Annotated in this window: 14 protein-coding genes; 5 read left to right on the forward strand and 9 right to left on the reverse strand. The window is 40.7% G+C overall.

Features of this window, described 5'->3' with window-relative positions:
- Nucleotides 1–16 precede the first annotated feature (16 nt).
- The 7 genes from PQ478_RS12340 to PQ478_RS12370 form a co-directional block, all read right to left on the reverse strand.
- A complete protein-coding gene (locus tag PQ478_RS12340; protein ID WP_289234447.1) occupies nt 17–1360 on the reverse strand; it encodes a cell wall-binding repeat-containing protein in 1344 nt (447 codons plus the stop codon).
- Nucleotides 1361–1465: 105 nt separating this feature from the next.
- A complete protein-coding gene (locus PQ478_RS12345) occupies nt 1466–2770 on the reverse strand; it encodes a globin-coupled sensor protein (protein ID WP_289234448.1) in 1305 nt (434 codons plus the stop codon).
- A gap of 603 nt (nt 2771–3373) precedes the next feature.
- The gene (locus PQ478_RS12350) at nt 3374–4141 is read right to left on the reverse strand and encodes a 3-hydroxyacyl-CoA dehydrogenase (RefSeq protein WP_289234449.1); all 768 of its coding nucleotides are present in this window, start codon (nt 4139–4141) and stop codon (nt 3374–3376) included.
- A 52-nt stretch (nt 4142–4193) separates the two neighbouring features.
- On the reverse strand, nt 4194–5348 hold the full coding sequence (locus PQ478_RS12355) for a thiolase family protein (protein WP_289234450.1): 1155 nt from the start codon (nt 5346–5348) through the stop codon (nt 4194–4196).
- Entirely contained in the window at nt 5345–6421 is a 1077-nt protein-coding gene (locus PQ478_RS12360) for a CaiB/BaiF CoA transferase family protein (protein ID WP_289234451.1), read from the reverse strand. The genes PQ478_RS12355 and PQ478_RS12360 overlap by 4 nt, the downstream gene beginning before the upstream one ends.
- A gap of 2 nt (nt 6422–6423) precedes the next feature.
- A complete protein-coding gene (locus tag PQ478_RS12365; RefSeq protein ID WP_289234452.1) occupies nt 6424–7572 on the reverse strand; it encodes an acyl-CoA dehydrogenase family protein in 1149 nt (382 codons plus the stop codon).
- A gap of 203 nt (nt 7573–7775) precedes the next feature.
- Nucleotides 7776–8744 (reverse strand): SDR family oxidoreductase, encoded by a 969-nt coding sequence (locus PQ478_RS12370; RefSeq protein ID WP_289234453.1) that lies wholly within the window; start codon nt 8742–8744, stop codon nt 7776–7778.
- Nucleotides 8745–9094: 350 nt separating this feature from the next.
- Here PQ478_RS12370 and safA point away from each other — a divergent pair, with 350 nt between their 5' ends.
- The gene (gene safA / locus PQ478_RS12375) at nt 9095–9721 is read left to right on the forward strand and encodes a SafA/ExsA family spore coat assembly protein (protein ID WP_081457657.1); all 627 of its coding nucleotides are present in this window, start codon (nt 9095–9097) and stop codon (nt 9719–9721) included.
- Nucleotides 9722–9819: 98 nt separating this feature from the next.
- The gene (locus PQ478_RS12380; protein ID WP_289234454.1) at nt 9820–10965 is read left to right on the forward strand and encodes a glycosyltransferase family 2 protein; all 1146 of its coding nucleotides are present in this window, start codon (nt 9820–9822) and stop codon (nt 10963–10965) included.
- Nucleotides 10966–10984: 19 nt separating this feature from the next.
- Here PQ478_RS12380 and PQ478_RS12385 read toward each other — a convergent pair whose 3' ends face one another.
- A complete protein-coding gene (locus PQ478_RS12385; protein WP_289234455.1) occupies nt 10985–11473 on the reverse strand; it encodes a GNAT family N-acetyltransferase in 489 nt (162 codons plus the stop codon).
- Between the two features lie 145 nt (nt 11474–11618).
- Here PQ478_RS12385 and yxiS point away from each other — a divergent pair, with 145 nt between their 5' ends.
- The 3 genes from yxiS to PQ478_RS12400 all read left to right on the forward strand — a co-directional run bounded on the left by yxiS (nt 11619) and on the right by PQ478_RS12400 (nt 13153).
- A complete protein-coding gene (gene yxiS / locus PQ478_RS12390; RefSeq protein ID WP_289234456.1) occupies nt 11619–11924 on the forward strand; it encodes a protein YxiS in 306 nt (101 codons plus the stop codon).
- Between the two features lie 106 nt (nt 11925–12030).
- Nucleotides 12031–12846: a hypothetical protein gene (locus PQ478_RS12395; protein WP_289234457.1), complete on the forward strand. Its 816-nt coding sequence runs from the start codon at nt 12031–12033 to the stop codon at nt 12844–12846.
- Between the two features lie 82 nt (nt 12847–12928).
- Entirely contained in the window at nt 12929–13153 is a 225-nt protein-coding gene (locus tag PQ478_RS12400; RefSeq protein ID WP_289234458.1) for a hypothetical protein, read from the forward strand.
- Between the two features lie 563 nt (nt 13154–13716).
- Here the strand turns inward: PQ478_RS12400 and PQ478_RS12405 are convergent.
- Nucleotides 13717–14868 carry a GNAT family N-acetyltransferase gene (locus PQ478_RS12405; protein ID WP_289234459.1) on the reverse strand — a complete coding sequence of 384 codons (1152 nt, stop codon included), beginning with the start codon at nt 14866–14868 and terminating at the stop codon, nt 13717–13719.
- Nucleotides 14869–14970: the final 102 nt, after the last annotated feature.

The raw sequence follows: 14970 nt of genomic DNA on the forward strand, positions 1-14970 counted from the left end.
TTATTTCTCCTTTTGCTTAATGTTGACCATGACCGTCTCCATCAGCTGAGACAATCTCTAATTTTTCATCTAGTATTCCTTGTGTATTGAATGATATTGTATCAAAGGTACCTAGCAGATATCCATGATTATAAGGTCCTTCTGTTGGATCTTCCTGAAATTCAGGCTTTACTTGAGCCAAATAATTGTAAAGATCTTGAGTAAGTTCTCCTTCATCGAGCCAGATCATTGGAGCATGTTTGCCTAAATGGGCAAATGGTGCCGCTGCAATGGCGAGCTCTGGTGAGGCAGTCGAAGCAAACACTAAGCCGTGTCCAGGTTCTGTGATCCCCCACCCAAAACCAGTCTCCGTGTCTTTAAAAGAAGCCATTTCAATTGATTGACTGACCGCATTCTCACCTTCTATACGTACAACATCACCATACTCTTCTAGTGCGCTTACAACTGATTGATTAATCATTTCTTCTGGTCCTAACACATATATTTGGGCCGAACCTTCTCTTTGTGCTAAGGCTTCTTTTGTTTCTTCTGGAATCGTATCACTATTCACATACAAAAGTGATTCATTCATATGAGAAATCCAATTCGCTGCAGTGAGCGTATATTCTTTTGCAGTGTCTTCCATCGAACCAATGATGACTGCCTCTTCTACAGTATCAATTGTTTTTGAAAACTCTTCTTCTACCATTTGTGCGAACGCCGCTGGGTTGTTCTCGTTAATCGTTTTCACTTCAAATGCAGTTAATTTACTTCGTTCAGACTCGCTAAGCTCCCCGACAGCTAACACTTCAATTCCTTCATTATTACCTTTTGGATTTAGACGGTTTAATTCATTTAATACATCATCATTTATTTCCTCATCATAATAAAGAATAGGGCCGTCATTTGGATGATGTACTAAAGTTAAAGCAGCTAAAGAATACTGCCAATTATTAACTGGAGCTAAAATAACGGTGCCCGGTTGATTTTCCTCATGTGTAGAAGGCCAGATCATCTGAGATACATGAATAGACAATGTTATCGGATTATCTTCATTTAACCTTGTAATATTTTTTGTGTTTGATACGAGTAACTGTTCGGTTGCAGCCTCGTTAAATGAATGTGGTTCCTCTGCATCATCCGTTTTTTCACCTTGATTATTATGACTTTGATGGGCATCTTCATTGGAGTCGTCACTGTCCATTTGATCATGATCCATATCACCGTGATCCATTCCCTCATGTTCTATTTCTTCGTTCATATTCTCATCCATCTCTTGTTCCATAGCAGGCTCATGGTCCGTATGCGTTTCCTCGCTGCAGCCTGCTACAAATATGGAAGCACCTAATAAGGCAGATGCTAGAAAAGTTGCTTTTTTCATTATTTTCATCCTCTCTAAGTAGTTGATTATAATGTACAAGATAAATATTAAAATTTAATTAAGAACAAAAAAACACCTGAAGTTTTTCACTTCAGGTGCTTTCTGTTAGTCAAGATGATGCGTAATCATATTCAATTCATTAGCAGTTGTTGCAAGCTGATAGGCTGCATCATTAATCTCTTCAATAACATGAGCGATCTTCTTAATTTCTTGATCGACATTCCGGTTCTGTTCTTTCGTCGTTTCTGTTTGAGTGACAATACGGTCGAAAAATTCATTCGTACTAGATAAACCATTGGCACTATTTTTAACAAGTTCATCAATGGTAGACATATAGGACGATACAGAACCTATCCGTTCTTTTGTAGACACGATTAAGCCAGACACTTCACTTACGGACGCTTTCGTCTGCTCAGCAAGCTTTCTGACTTCACTTGCTACAACAGAAAAGCCTTTACCCATTTCTCCTGCACGGGCTGCCTCAATCGCTGCATTTAACGCAAGTAAATTCGTTTGATCAGCAATAGATTGGACAAGCCCTACAATATCATTAATTTTTTCTGAAACGTCTTTTAATAATTCCATTTCAGATGAAATTTTCTCCATGTATTGATCGACTTCTTTTACTTTTAAATACTGTTCTTGAAGCTTATCCTTTCCTTCTTTCGATAGGCTCTCCACTTGAGATGAGGCAGCTGTCCCCTCCGTGCTGTAACGATGCACATCTTCTGACTTTGCTTTCAACTCGTCAATCGACGCACTCGTTTCCTCTGAGATCGCTGCAAGCTCTTCAGCAGTCGTATTCACTTTCAACTGAAGCTCGTGGCGTTCTTCAAGATCTTTCTGGCGGTTACGCTCATTTTCATTTTCATAAGCCTCAAGTACGAGCTGCTGCTCAATATTTAAAATTTTGGATACAGAGAGCATTGCATCCAGACATTCAGAAGTATCCACCGCATGCTCTTTGATCATTACTGCAATCGATGTATACAAATCTTGAAATGCACACATATACCACTTCGGCTCAAGACCAATTACTACATGCGCATGAGCAATCCGATTTCTCTGCTCTATGTAAGCGGCATCCATTTTCCCAGCAAACATTTCCTCAATATGTCTCTTCAATGTTTTCTTTAGCCGGTCTACAGAGCTGTGATCTTCAATAATCGATGTAAGTGAAGGATTTTGATATAGATTTTTATAGAACTGATCGACAATCTCTTCAATATGCTCATGAATAAGCGGTTGGATTGCTCTAATTCGAACTAAATCTTCTTTTGTTAAATGAATCATTTTTAATTGGAGTGCCACTTCTGGTGATACATCTAGCACTACATCATCATAGGTAAGTGTATCCATTTCTTCTAATAATTCAGATTGCTTTTTACGTTGTTTAAATAACAGCTTCAACGTCACTCTCTCCCCTTATCACCCTTTTTTATATACCTACACTCATAAACATATAACAGACATTTTTCACATTACATTAGACCTAAACTTTATTCATCTTACACCATTCTTATCCATTTGGAAATAAGTCTTTTTAGCAATTTAATGAAAATAGTGATTGGACAGATCGATTGGTTTTGATTTAAGGGGAGAAGGTGTTAGTGGGAGGCGTACTTCTTCTCAAATAGAGTGCATTTTTCACGGGGGCTGGTGAGTGAACAATTAATACCAAAAGAGTTCAATGTGGGATTGCCGCTCCTGAAATAAACTACGCTGGGTTATTATTAGGTGAAGTGGTGATGTAGTGATAGATTCAAAATTTAAAGCACCGCAAACATGGGTTATAGCAGGCTCGCCGCTCCTGATCGATACTTCGATTTCCGTGTGGAGCTGGTGAGCTTCCTCGGGCTAAAGCCCTGTGGGATCTCACCCCTGCTCTAGTCCACACAGGAGTCTACGTATCGTTCATCCGCTAAAGTTATTGCGGAAGCTCCCGGTCCGCCCGCGGAAAGCGAGTACCTGCAGCGAAAATTACAACCATTGTGCAGTGACAGACCCTAGTAATTATTTCATCTGCATTCGAATGGCCCCGTCCAGCCTGATCACTTCCCCATTTAACATCGGGTTTGTAATAATATGCTGAACGAGATCGGCATACTCTTTCGGATGACCGAGTCTATTGGGGAATGGGGTCATTTGACCTAGTGATTGCTTAGCGGCCTCTGGAAGCGTAGCAAACATCGGCGTTTCAAATATTCCTGGTGCTACCGACATCACTCGGATGCCAAATGCGCTAAGCTCTCTAGCTAGAGGCAATGTCATGCTGACTACTCCACCTTTTGAGGCAGCATAGGCAGCTTGCCCAATTTGTCCGTCAAAAGCAGCAACAGATGCTGTATTAATAATGACTCCTCGCTCTCCTTCACGGTTCGGCTCATTCTCTTTCATCACCTCTGCTGCATGTTGAATCATTGAAAAAGTACCGATTAAATTCACCTGCATGACCTTTTGGAAGGTTTCGACCCCGTGAAGCCCTCTCTTACCTAGCACTTTTTTGGCGATTCCTACGCCTGCGCAATTGATGAGACCGTGCAACGTTTGAAAATGGGAAACAGCATGAGCGACTGCACTTTTTGCATCTTCATCGTTTGTCACATCTGTTTTGACAAATGTGACTGCTTCTCCTAGTTCAGTTACTAAGTCTTCGCCTTTCGTCGAATCTAGGTCCGCAATCACCGCTTGACCTCCATTTAAAACGATCATCCGTACTGTCGCCTCGCCAAGGCCTGATGCGCCTCCTGACACTAGAAACGTTTTGTTCTTTACTCTCATTTTCTCATGCCCCTCCTCTAAGTTAATTCATCGAGTTAATCCATCGAAAAGATCAGTCTAGTCGTTCAATAATCGTCGCATTCGCCATTCCAAAACCTTCACAAATGGCTTGCAGGCCGTAGCGTCCTCCTGTACGTTCAAGCTCATGGAGCAAAGTCGTCATCACACGAGCACCGCTTGCTCCAAGCGGGTGGCCAAGAGCTATCGCTCCACCGTTAGGGTTTAGTTTATTTAAGTCCGCCCCTACTTCCTTCGCCCAAATAAGCGGCACGGGAGCGAAGGCTTCATTTACTTCATAAAGGTCCATGTCCTCAATCGTTAAGCCCGCTTTCTTTAATACTTTTTGCGTAGCTGGGATTGGTCCGGTCAGCATAAGTGTTGGATCAGAGCCGACTACGCTCCGTGCTGTAATTTTACAGCGTGGTTTAAGACCTAAAGCCTCTGCTTTTTCACGTGACATGAGTAGAATTGCTGCCGCCCCGTCGCTCATTTGACTTGCATTTCCCGCTGTAATGGTGCCGCCCTCTTCTTTGAACACTGTTTTTAAAGATTGCAATGCTTCAAGTGTTGTATCTGCTCTTGGGCCTTCATCTTTTGTCAGCTCAATAACTGATCCGTCTTCTGCCGTATACTGAATCGGCATCACTTCACGGTCGAAATGGCCAGCTTCCCAAGCACTTACTGCTTTTTTATGACTGTTTAACGAGAACTGATCCAATTCTTCTTTTGTTAATTCCCATTTTTCGACCATCCGTTCACATGATACTCCCTGATGAAGGAGTTCATATTTGTCGCTTAGCTTTTTACTGTAAGAGCTTCCTTGAACATTTGAAAACATTGGAACCCGCGTCATATGCTCAACTCCGGCTGCAACGACGACATCCATATCACCGCTAGCAATCGCTTGCGCAGCAAAATGAACGGCTTGCTGGCTTGAGCCGCATTGACGGTCGATCGTCACACCAGGTACTTCAATCGGATAGCCTGCAATAAGCGCTGCCAGCCGTGCAATATCTGGTGCCTGCTCTCCTACTTGCGACACACAGCCGGCAATTACATCTTCAATTTCTGCCGGATCAATGTTCGTCCGCTCAACAAGCTCTTTTAAAGGCAGCGCCAATAGTTCATCTGCACGGAGGTTTGATAAGGCACCTTTTCTTTTTCCTAGGGGAGTTCTTACTGCTTCTACAATAACTACTTCTCTCATATTGATCGTTCCTTTCTTTTGTTAGGTTGGTTAGCTGGTGATGTGCGAATTCTTGCTCTCTCTTCTGTAAGCATCTCAATCAGCCCTCGTTCATGAATAAGCGGCGAAGACACCGCCTCGTTTATGGTCAGGACTGGGGACAAGCAGCAATCGACTTTCTTAGCAAATTGCGTCCATTCATCTAACGTCCTGCTTTTAAACAGAGCAGTGACTTCACTTGCAATTGAATGCACCTCATCCCGCCGGTCTTGTCCTCTATGTCTCCAGTTCGGCTGGTGAACAGCTGTACAAAAGTTACTCCAAAATTTCTGCTCAAGCGCCCCTATTGCCATATAGCGCCCGTCCTTCGTCTCATAAATGGAATAACATACATACTGACCGTTCAGTTCATCTACTCCGTCAGTACGTCCAGTTTCCCGGTAAATTAACTCATGGGCACCAAGCATTGAAAATAAGGCATCGACAAGACTGATATCTACATATTGCCCGTATCCATTCACACCGCGGCTGACTAGGGCCGCAAGAATTTGCTCAGAAGCATACATTCCGCCCATATAATCGGCAAATTGAATATGGGGATGAACAGGCTTCTCATTTTCATCAGATAACAAAGATAATATCCCGCTCTCTGCCATGTAATTAATATCATGGCTGCCAAACCCGCTTTGATGATCTGTATGCTGCCCGTAGCCAGAGATTGAACAATATATTAAGCCAGGATTCATTTCTTTCAGCCGTTCGAAATGAAGGCCGAATTTCTCCATCACACCAGGCCTGAATGACTCAATTACAACATCCGCATTCTTAATGAGCTGCAGGGCTCTTTCTTGATTTGCGGGGTCCTTTAAATTAAGGTGAATCGATTGTTTATTCCAGTTCGTTGCGGCATAAATAACTCCCACGCTTTCATGCATCGTAGACAGGTGCCGGGCAGGATCACCATGCGGAGGTTCTACTTTAATTACTTGTGCCCCCATGTTTCCAAGCCGTAAAGAGGCAAAAGGACCAGGGAGATAATTTGTGAAATCAATGATTTTTATTGAATCAAGTATTCCTTGTTTAGACAGAACCATCTCTATAACCCCATTTTTTTCGCGATGATCGTTTTCATAATTTCATTCGTCCCTGCATAAATTGCTGACACAGGAATATCTCTAGAACGCCTTGCTACTTCATACTCTTCCATGTATCCATATCCTCCGTGCAGCTGGACACACGTACTGACTGTCTCTTTCGCAAGATCAGTAAGCCACCACTTTGCCATAGACACTTCTTTAACCACATCCTCGCCTCTCATATGCCGCTCTACTAAGGAGTGAAGGAAGGTACGGCCAATTTCCCCTTTTGTTGCTAGTTCAACTAAAGTAAATTGATTATGTTGAAACGATCCGACCGGTTTTCCAAATGCTTTTCTTTCCTTTACATACGTAAGAGTAGAATCAAGCGTCACTTCAGCTGCTGTAACGGCTGCGATCGCTACGATCAGCCTCTCCTGTTGCAGCTGCTCCATTAAGTAGTAGAAACCCTTCCCGGCCTCTCCTAATAGATTTTCCTTTGGTACACGGACATCTTCAAATGTGAGTTCAAGTGTGTCTTGAGATCTGAGTCCGACCTTATCGAGTTTTTTCCCTTTAATGAATCCTTCAGAATTTCCATCTACGACTAAAAGACTGATTCCTGCTCTAGCTGGCTCTGCTTTTGGATCTGTTTTACAAACGACGACAAATAGATCCCCGTGGAGGCCATTTGAGATAAACGTTTTAGAGCCATTTAATACATAGGAATCCCCATCTAATATTGCGGTTGTTTTAATTGCCTGAAGGTCAGAACCTGTCCCTGGTTCTGTCATCGCAACGGCTGTCACTGCCTCCCCTGTAGCACACTTAGGCAGCCAGCGCTTCTTTTGCTCTTCATTACCGTAATGCCATAAATAAGGAACAACCACATCATTATGCAATGGAACTCCTACTAGACTTGAACCAATGCGTTCTAGTTCTTCGATTAGGACAAAGGAGTAGCCAAAATCAGCTCCCATTCCGCCGTACTCTTCAGGAAGCCATGGACATAAAAGTCCTTCTTTACCAAGCTTGTACCAAATATCCCTAGGAATGAGTCCATCCTTCTCCCATTTTTCATAATGAGGTTTGATCTCTTTTTCTAGGAAACTCCGAACCGCTTTACGAAAAATCATATGCTCTTCTTTTAAAAAAGATGCTGTACCCATGCATATCCCCCTTTAAAACGCTTTCATTTCTACTTAACTTACTACCTTATCGCTATTACTTTATGCAACGTTCACCTTTCTCATTAACATAATATTCTTACTACTATACTTTTACATTCGTCTAGTAAACAGGTTTTTCCTGCTTATTCAACAAAAATCCCCCATGAATGATAATTCACTCACGGGGGTATATAGTTTTGAAGTTATACATGTTGAATATACCATTCTATCGTTTCCCTCAAGCCCTTATATACATCTACTTTAGGGTTATACCCTAAAATCTTCTGTGCTTTTGATATATCAGCTTTTGATTGTAAGATATCCCCTTCTCTTGAAGGACCATAGATTGGTTTAATTTCTTTGCCAAGTAGAGAGCTCACATAGAGATATAGTTCATTTATAGAAATATTTGTACCATATGCAATATTAAAACTTTCACCATTAGCTGTATCTGTTGATAAACAAGATAATAAATTTGCTTCTATGACATTATCAATGTAGGTGAAATCTCTAGTTTGTGTTCCATCTCCATTAATTTTAGGAGCTTTATTTTCTAGTAAATATTTAATAAATATAGGGATGACTGCTGCATATGTTGAGTGTGGATCTTGCCTCTTACCAAAGACATTAAAATATCTTAAACCAATTGTCTGAAGACCAAACAAATCAAAATAGTTCTTTGCATAAAGTTCGTTGACTTTCTTTGTGATTGCATAAGGAGAAAGAGGGTTCCCTTCATTTCCTTCAACTTTGGGCAATCTAATATCATCACCGTAAACAGATGAGGAAGATGCATAGACAAACTTATTTATGTTATTTCGTTTTGAAGCCTCTAACATATTTAATGTACCGTGTATATTAATTCGATCATATATTAAAGGTATTTTTATTGACCTTGGTACAGACCCCCAAGCAGCCTGATGTAAGACAAAATCAATATTCTCTGTTGCTTTCAAACACACATTAAAATCCTCAATTGTCCCATTAATAAATTCTATATCAAATTTTGATTTTAGGTAGTCTATATTCTCTATTCTTCCATTTGAATAATCATCTAAAACCCTAACTTCAAAACCATTATTTAAAAGAAATTCTGCAATATTACTTCCAATAAAACCAGCACCACCAGTGACTAAGAAACGCGCACTTTTATTAAACCTTTTAATATCCATCTCTCACTCCAGTTTATATAACGACATATAATGGTTTTTACCCTACAAATAAAGAACCACCTATATCGATAGTTTATGAAAGCAAGAAGATTTAGTGACTATTAATAACCTTTAAAAAAATTTTAGGTCTTTGTATGTAAGACAAATTTTCAGTGATAATCTTTAACGAATATATTTGGCATTTAAAAGATATTGCAATCTCTAAAAAATTTGTTTATTAATCTGTTGCACAAAAATATCAATTAAAGGGATCTAGCATTTTCCTAATCCTAGCAAACTAGCCAAGTACTTATCTTTAGAGGCAGCAATTACCGCTATACTTACATAGTAAACCTTTTTATTATAGATTTATGAGACATTTCAAACGATTTACCTCACTCTTTTTATTGTCCGTTGCCCTAGTCTTTGGTTTTGGTGGAACAGATGCCGAAGCTTCTACCACACACACTGTTTCACAAGGAGATACGATGTGGAAAATTGCTGTTCGCTATCAAGTGGGCGTAACAGAAATCATCCAAGCAAACCCGCAAGTATCTAATCCTAATGTGATCTATCCTGGCCAGCGCCTAACAATCCCTAGCGCATCAAGCTTTGTATCAATGGAAGAAGAAGTGATTCGTCTTGTGAACCAAGAACGTGCAAAACACGGCTTAAATCCACTACAAAGCAACTGGGAATTATCACGTGTTGCTAGATTCAAGTCAGAGGATATGCGTGATAAAAACTACTTCAGCCATACATCACCAACATACGGAAGTCCGCATCAAATGATCCGTAATTTCGGGATTACATACCGCGCTTCAGGTGAAAACATCGCTGCTGGTCAAACTTCTGCACAGGCTGTGTTCAATGCTTGGATGAACAGCACAGGCCACCGTCAGAATATTCTTTCTTCAAACTATACACACATTGGTGTAGGTTATGCAAAAGGAGGTTCGTACGGTCACTATTGGACACAAATGTTCATTGGCCGCTAAAAGCGAGGGGATTCCCCTCGCTTTTTTTGTTGCTTAATCATCTCGCTTCTCATCGAAACTAAAAAAGGCTAAGATCATAGGTAAGGAGTGATTACTATATGATTATGTGGCTTCTTCTATTTACTTGCCTTTTTTGGCTGATCATTTTAATAGATGCAGCGATTGGAATGAGAAAGATTGATCGATTAGAAGATGTAAGTGTGGAAATGTTCGATGACGCTCCCCTTATATCCATTATTATTGCTGCTAGAAATGAAGAAACAGGTATATCTGCTAGTCTCTATTCACAGCTAAAACAAAGCTACCCAGCACTAGAATGGATCGTCGTGAATGACCGTTCTACAGACCTTACCCGCGAGCATATTGAATCTATTCGTAAAACAGATGCGAGAATAACCCCTATCCATATAGAGGAGCTTCCACAAGGCTGGCTTGGTAAAAATCATGCGCTGTATCAGGGGTACAAAAAAGCAAAAGGAGTCTATCTTTTATTTACGGATGCAGATATTATCTATCAGCCTGATACAATTGAAAAGGCGATGAACTACGTGAAGAAAAACGATATCGATCATCTCACGCTTGCACCGAACATGAATGTGAAACGATTTTGGCCTAAGGCGTTTATTTCGTTTTTCTTATTTGGATTTTCCTTCTTTAAAAGACCGTGGATGGCCAATGTTGATTCAAGTAAATCCGCCATCGGGATTGGTGCTTTTAATTTAGTTTCAAAGAAGGCTTACGAATCAATCGGTGGTCATCAAGCAATTAAAGAGCGGCCTGACGATGATTTGATGCTTGGGGTCCTTTTGAAACAAAAAAGATATAAGCAGAGGATGGTCACGGCGCTCAATCACCTCGAAGTAGAATGGTATGCGACTTTAAAAGAGGCATTTGTAGGCCTTGAGAAAAACACATTAGCAGGACTCTATTATCGATATTCCATGGTCGCTCTTGCAGTAAGCGGTGTATTTATCACCCATGTTTTCCCATTATTTACCTTATTTTCAAACTCTGAACTCGTCCGTATGTTATCTATTCTTAGTATCGTGTTGATTGCTAGTGTGTACATGCAGACCGTTCATAAGATGACAAAAGGGGCCCTTAAGTCTCTTCCTGTCCTCCCCGTTACTGCTCTTCTTTTTATTTACTGTATTGCCCGTGCCGCCTTTCTTACTGCCTATCGGGGCGGGATTGTATGGAGAGGAACGTTCTATTCGATCAAAGAGCTTCGTCAAAAAAACTAGCCGTGCAATTAACGCATGGCTAGTTTACTTTACGTCTATAAAACTTTCGATCGACATGCACAATTGGGAATGACGAGGGCAAATCTGACTTTGTGATCTCTTCAAAATGATTCTTCTCATAGAACCGATGTGCCGCCTTAAATTCGTTTGTGGTTCCAAGATAGATTACGTCAAATTCGTTCGCTTTTGCCCATTCAAGTGCATACTCTAAAAGCCTGGCTGCAATGTTGTAACGAGATCCTCTATACTCTTTTTTTACAAACATTTTTCTAAGGGCCAACACCCCGTCTTCTACTTTAAGAAAACTGACCGTCCCTACCACTTCATCTTCAATAGCAGCTGTCCAAAAATTCCCGCCTTCTTTGATGTAATGGCTATAGATATCTAATAAATCTGGCTGGTCAGCCGCGGTAATGGCAACTCCATATTCATCTTGCTGAATCGGTAAAATTAAGTTTAAAATCTGTTCTTTATTCTTTTCTTCGTATCCCTTGATGTCTACACTCATGTTCTATCTGCTCCCCTTACACATTTACTCTTTCTAAATTCTTACATTTTACTATGTAAGCTGCTGTTTTCATAGTCTTTTATAGGATTTTTCTGCTATGTTCGTTATACTAGCAACATATAGCTTTAAAAAAGGAGTCATTAAGATGAACAAAAAAGAGATAGAAGATAAGATTATTGGACAATATCAACAAGAAGAAAGCATGATGATCCTCGTCTTTGCACAGTGGTGTGTCAATCACGACCTAGACCCTGCTGACCTTTATAAGCGTGCTTACCCAAATCAAGGAGATAATCCAGCCCTTAAGCATGCCTTAGAATTAACAGTACCTAAAGAAGAAGCAGGTGAAGTAGATGATCAGACCTTGCTTGGAGTACTCTCTTTATTCGGCAATGATGATTTAGCCTTTGTCGTTACCGAAGAAATGAATAACTTAAAGAAACGCAAATAGACAGCTATTTGCGTTTTTTGTCGAGTGAATGACATGCCTCCATCCTCTTCTTCGGAATATAATAAGGAAGAAAACACCATTACTTCAAGTGAAGGGGACTAAATCCATGAAGCTCAAACGCCTTCTCTATGTAAACATCCTCCTTATCACCTGCTTACTCATCTTTTCCCTGTATCAAATGTATGTCGTAACCTCAGTCAAAGCGGCACTGTACCATGTTCAAAATGAGCTGCAAAACACTCAGTCAGAACTGTCTTATCTGCATTCTGAACTCTTCTCATTAAGCGAAGATACTAATTGGCTGTCATACACGGACTATACAGCAGCCTACCCTGAAACATATGGGCCTCCTGTTACGATTACGATAAGCTGGTCTTTTTCAGAAAATGAATCTGAGTCCTCGGTCTTTTTAAGAAGCAGAGCCGTGGGTGAGTCTGAATGGCACACAGTAGATGCAATCCAATCAGATGAGCTCTTTTATGAAGCAAGCTTTGATGTCCTACCTAACCTAGAATATGAATACCAAGTTGTGTCAAAGGGAGCCATAACCAGAAGTTCTGATATTGACTATGTGCCTGCTGACCTTTACCGACCGCAGCCGTTAACCATGGAGTTTAGCTCTTATACTCATACAAATAATGATATCCTCTCAGCTTACGAGGCAGCGTTTTCTATACCTGCTAATCAGCCAGACTATTTCAAAGCAACCAAAGCCCAGGCCATTGTGACCGATAAAGACGGAGAGATTTCAAAGGTGCCGCTTACTAAGAATAAGAATGGAAGCTTAGAACAATGGACTCTTCAGATTAGCGGACTGCAAATAAGAGAAATTAAATTAGAGGTTACGTACGGAAATAGCAAAAGACATACACGGATGATTTATCCGTATGAAGACTATGAATTTGACCATTTTTATGATTGAAGCATCTCTAATATTTCATAGCGCAATTGTAATTTAATGTTAAAACAGGCGTGGAAGACAAAAATTCTTAGGGGGACGTTTCTTGGAGGAGAAAAAAACAAGGTTATCAGTGACAGGCGCAATCGTTCTATTAAGTATTACGATATTATTTTCTTCATGTAATATATCAAGTGCAATTAGAGACACTCAACCAAACTACACAGGCAATGACACGTATTATTATGAATTAGATTATGAATTAAACAGATTCAATGAGAATTTTGAAGAACTTATAAAAACCCTTCAAGAGAATAATGAGCGTGAATAATAAGCTTTGGGTAAAAGAGATGAGTAAAGGAAAAGCTGGGAAGAAAAACACATCATATTCCTATAGTAGTTATTGATTTACGCTGCAGGTACTCGCTTTCCGCGGGCGGTCCGGAAGCCTCCTCGTCGCTTTGCTCCTGTGGGGTCTTCCCTGGCCACGCACATCCCGCAGGAGTCTCGCACCTTCCGCTCCAATCAACGGAGTGAGGAAATTGATAAGTGGGACCTCTCATTTATACTAGTCTTTAAAACAAAATTACATCCTAAGTTGCAGATAAGAACAATGTTGTTTTGAACTGACTCGTAATTACATCATTCCACTAAATATCTCTACAAAGGAATAATCCAGCGGATGAAATATACGTAGACTTCTGCAGGGACTAGAGCAGGAGTGAGATCCCGGAGGGCAATAGCCCGAGGAAGCTCACTAGCTCCCCGCGAAAAGCGAAGTATATTTCAGGAGCGGAATACTTCAGCGCCTTTGTCATGTTTTACTCCCCACATAATTTTTGTGTCTCGACCTCGTCATAATATGCTTATTGTTCTTAGTAGCGCTCCTAAGCTTTAAAAGAAATCATAAAAGTAAGGTGTTGATTGTGGGATGAGTAGCTCTAGCTGATTTAGCTGTTCGTCTGTTGCATCAAGCAGGCCGGATGCGTTTAACTCAGCCGGACGCTTGTAGCCAAAGCAAAGTGCTGCCAGCGATTGAACCGTTAACGTGACACCCTCTTTAATCGGCTTTTGTGATTTAACGCCTTTTTTATTGAATAGAAATGATTGATTATTCCACTCGGCAAATGAATCAGTTACATGGATAGTAAGCGGTTCTGCTAACTTAGTGTGATCCCACTCATAGTTTGCGATAAATGCTTCCACATCAACAATCCTCACCATAAAGTAAGGCTTCACTTCAGCTTTTACTCTTGGTTCATCTAACGCAAAAAAGAGCGGTTCTCTCTCATGAGTAGTGAGGCTCACTTCCTCTACCATCGAATCATGCTGGCATATATAATTCCATAACCCCGTTCTTGCTTCTGCATTAAGAGCTATAAATTCTTCAACGTCCATCTTTGAGTCCTTCACTGTATAAAGAAGATAACCTTTTGGACTTGTTGCTTTATCGTAATACACAGCGATATTCATATCCTTTACAACCGTTTTCCACCAGTACGACTCTCGGATCAGCATACCTGAGAATTGGCTCGCATAGGTATTGTATACTTCAGTTAGGTCGGGATGCTCTTCCTCTGTGGTGAATCGTTTGATGCTCCCAGCAGTATTGCCGATCCTTTTGAGGTCACTCTTTTTAAGGGTGGTCATTAGACGGTTTGTGAAAAGCTCCCACCCGTATGTTCGATAAAACGGAACTGAAAAAGGATGAAGCATCGAGATCGTCAAGCCTTTTTCTCTCATCTCACAAAGAGAGTGATGCAGCAGTGCCTTCACATGGCCGCTTCTGCGATATTCAGGATATGTTGCAACCCCGGCTACCCCTCCCATCTTCCACTTGTTACCTTGCAAATAGATATGATGCGGAAGAAGATGAAGCTTTGAGGCCAGCTTTTCCTCCTCATTAATTCCATATACAATATGATGATGGTTCATCCTTTGCTTTAATTCCTCTATTCGTTCCTTTGATACTTTATATTGAAAGGCATATTCTGATAAATTAATAGCTTCTATATATTGCTCACTTTGTATAATCTTAATGTTCATTCTTAATCCTCCGCTGGTTAAATTATGCCGTACCCTTACTGATTCGAGATGCAGCCTCTCAATTCCTCTTAGCTTTACCAAGTCCTGCCCTTGCAAGAATAG

It is taken from the genome of Alkalihalophilus pseudofirmus, assembly GCF_029094545.1.
Classification (GTDB): domain Bacteria; phylum Bacillota; class Bacilli; order Bacillales; family Bacillaceae_D; genus Alkalihalophilus; species Alkalihalophilus pseudofirmus.

What these genes read in the sequence shown, in the direction of transcription:
- PQ478_RS12340 (WP_289234447.1), bottom strand. Translation starts at nt 1,360, where the DNA reads ATGAAAAAAGCAACTTTTCTAGCATCTGCCTTATTAGGTGCTTCCATA.
- PQ478_RS12350 (WP_289234449.1), bottom strand. Translation starts at nt 4,141, where the DNA reads ATGAGAGTAAAGAACAAAACGTTTCTAGTGTCAGGAGGCGCATCAGGC.
- PQ478_RS12355 (WP_289234450.1), bottom strand. Translation starts at nt 5,348, where the DNA reads ATGAGAGAAGTAGTTATTGTAGAAGCAGTAAGAACTCCCCTAGGAAAA.
- PQ478_RS12360 (WP_289234451.1), bottom strand. Translation starts at nt 6,421, where the DNA reads ATGGTTCTGTCTAAACAAGGAATACTTGATTCAATAAAAATCATTGAT.
- PQ478_RS12365 (WP_289234452.1), bottom strand. Translation starts at nt 7,572, where the DNA reads ATGGGTACAGCATCTTTTTTAAAAGAAGAGCATATGATTTTTCGTAAA.
- PQ478_RS12370 (WP_289234453.1), bottom strand. Translation starts at nt 8,744, where the DNA reads ATGGATATTAAAAGGTTTAATAAAAGTGCGCGTTTCTTAGTCACTGGT.
- safA (WP_081457657.1), top strand. Translation starts at nt 9,095, where the DNA reads ATGAGACATTTCAAACGATTTACCTCACTCTTTTTATTGTCCGTTGCC.
- PQ478_RS12380 (WP_289234454.1), top strand. Translation starts at nt 9,820, where the DNA reads ATGATTATGTGGCTTCTTCTATTTACTTGCCTTTTTTGGCTGATCATT.
- PQ478_RS12385 (WP_289234455.1), bottom strand. Translation starts at nt 11,473, where the DNA reads ATGAGTGTAGACATCAAGGGATACGAAGAAAAGAATAAAGAACAGATT.
- yxiS (WP_289234456.1), top strand. Translation starts at nt 11,619, where the DNA reads ATGAACAAAAAAGAGATAGAAGATAAGATTATTGGACAATATCAACAA.
- PQ478_RS12395 (WP_289234457.1), top strand. Translation starts at nt 12,031, where the DNA reads ATGAAGCTCAAACGCCTTCTCTATGTAAACATCCTCCTTATCACCTGC.
- PQ478_RS12405 (WP_289234459.1), bottom strand. Translation starts at nt 14,868, where the DNA reads ATGAACATTAAGATTATACAAAGTGAGCAATATATAGAAGCTATTAAT.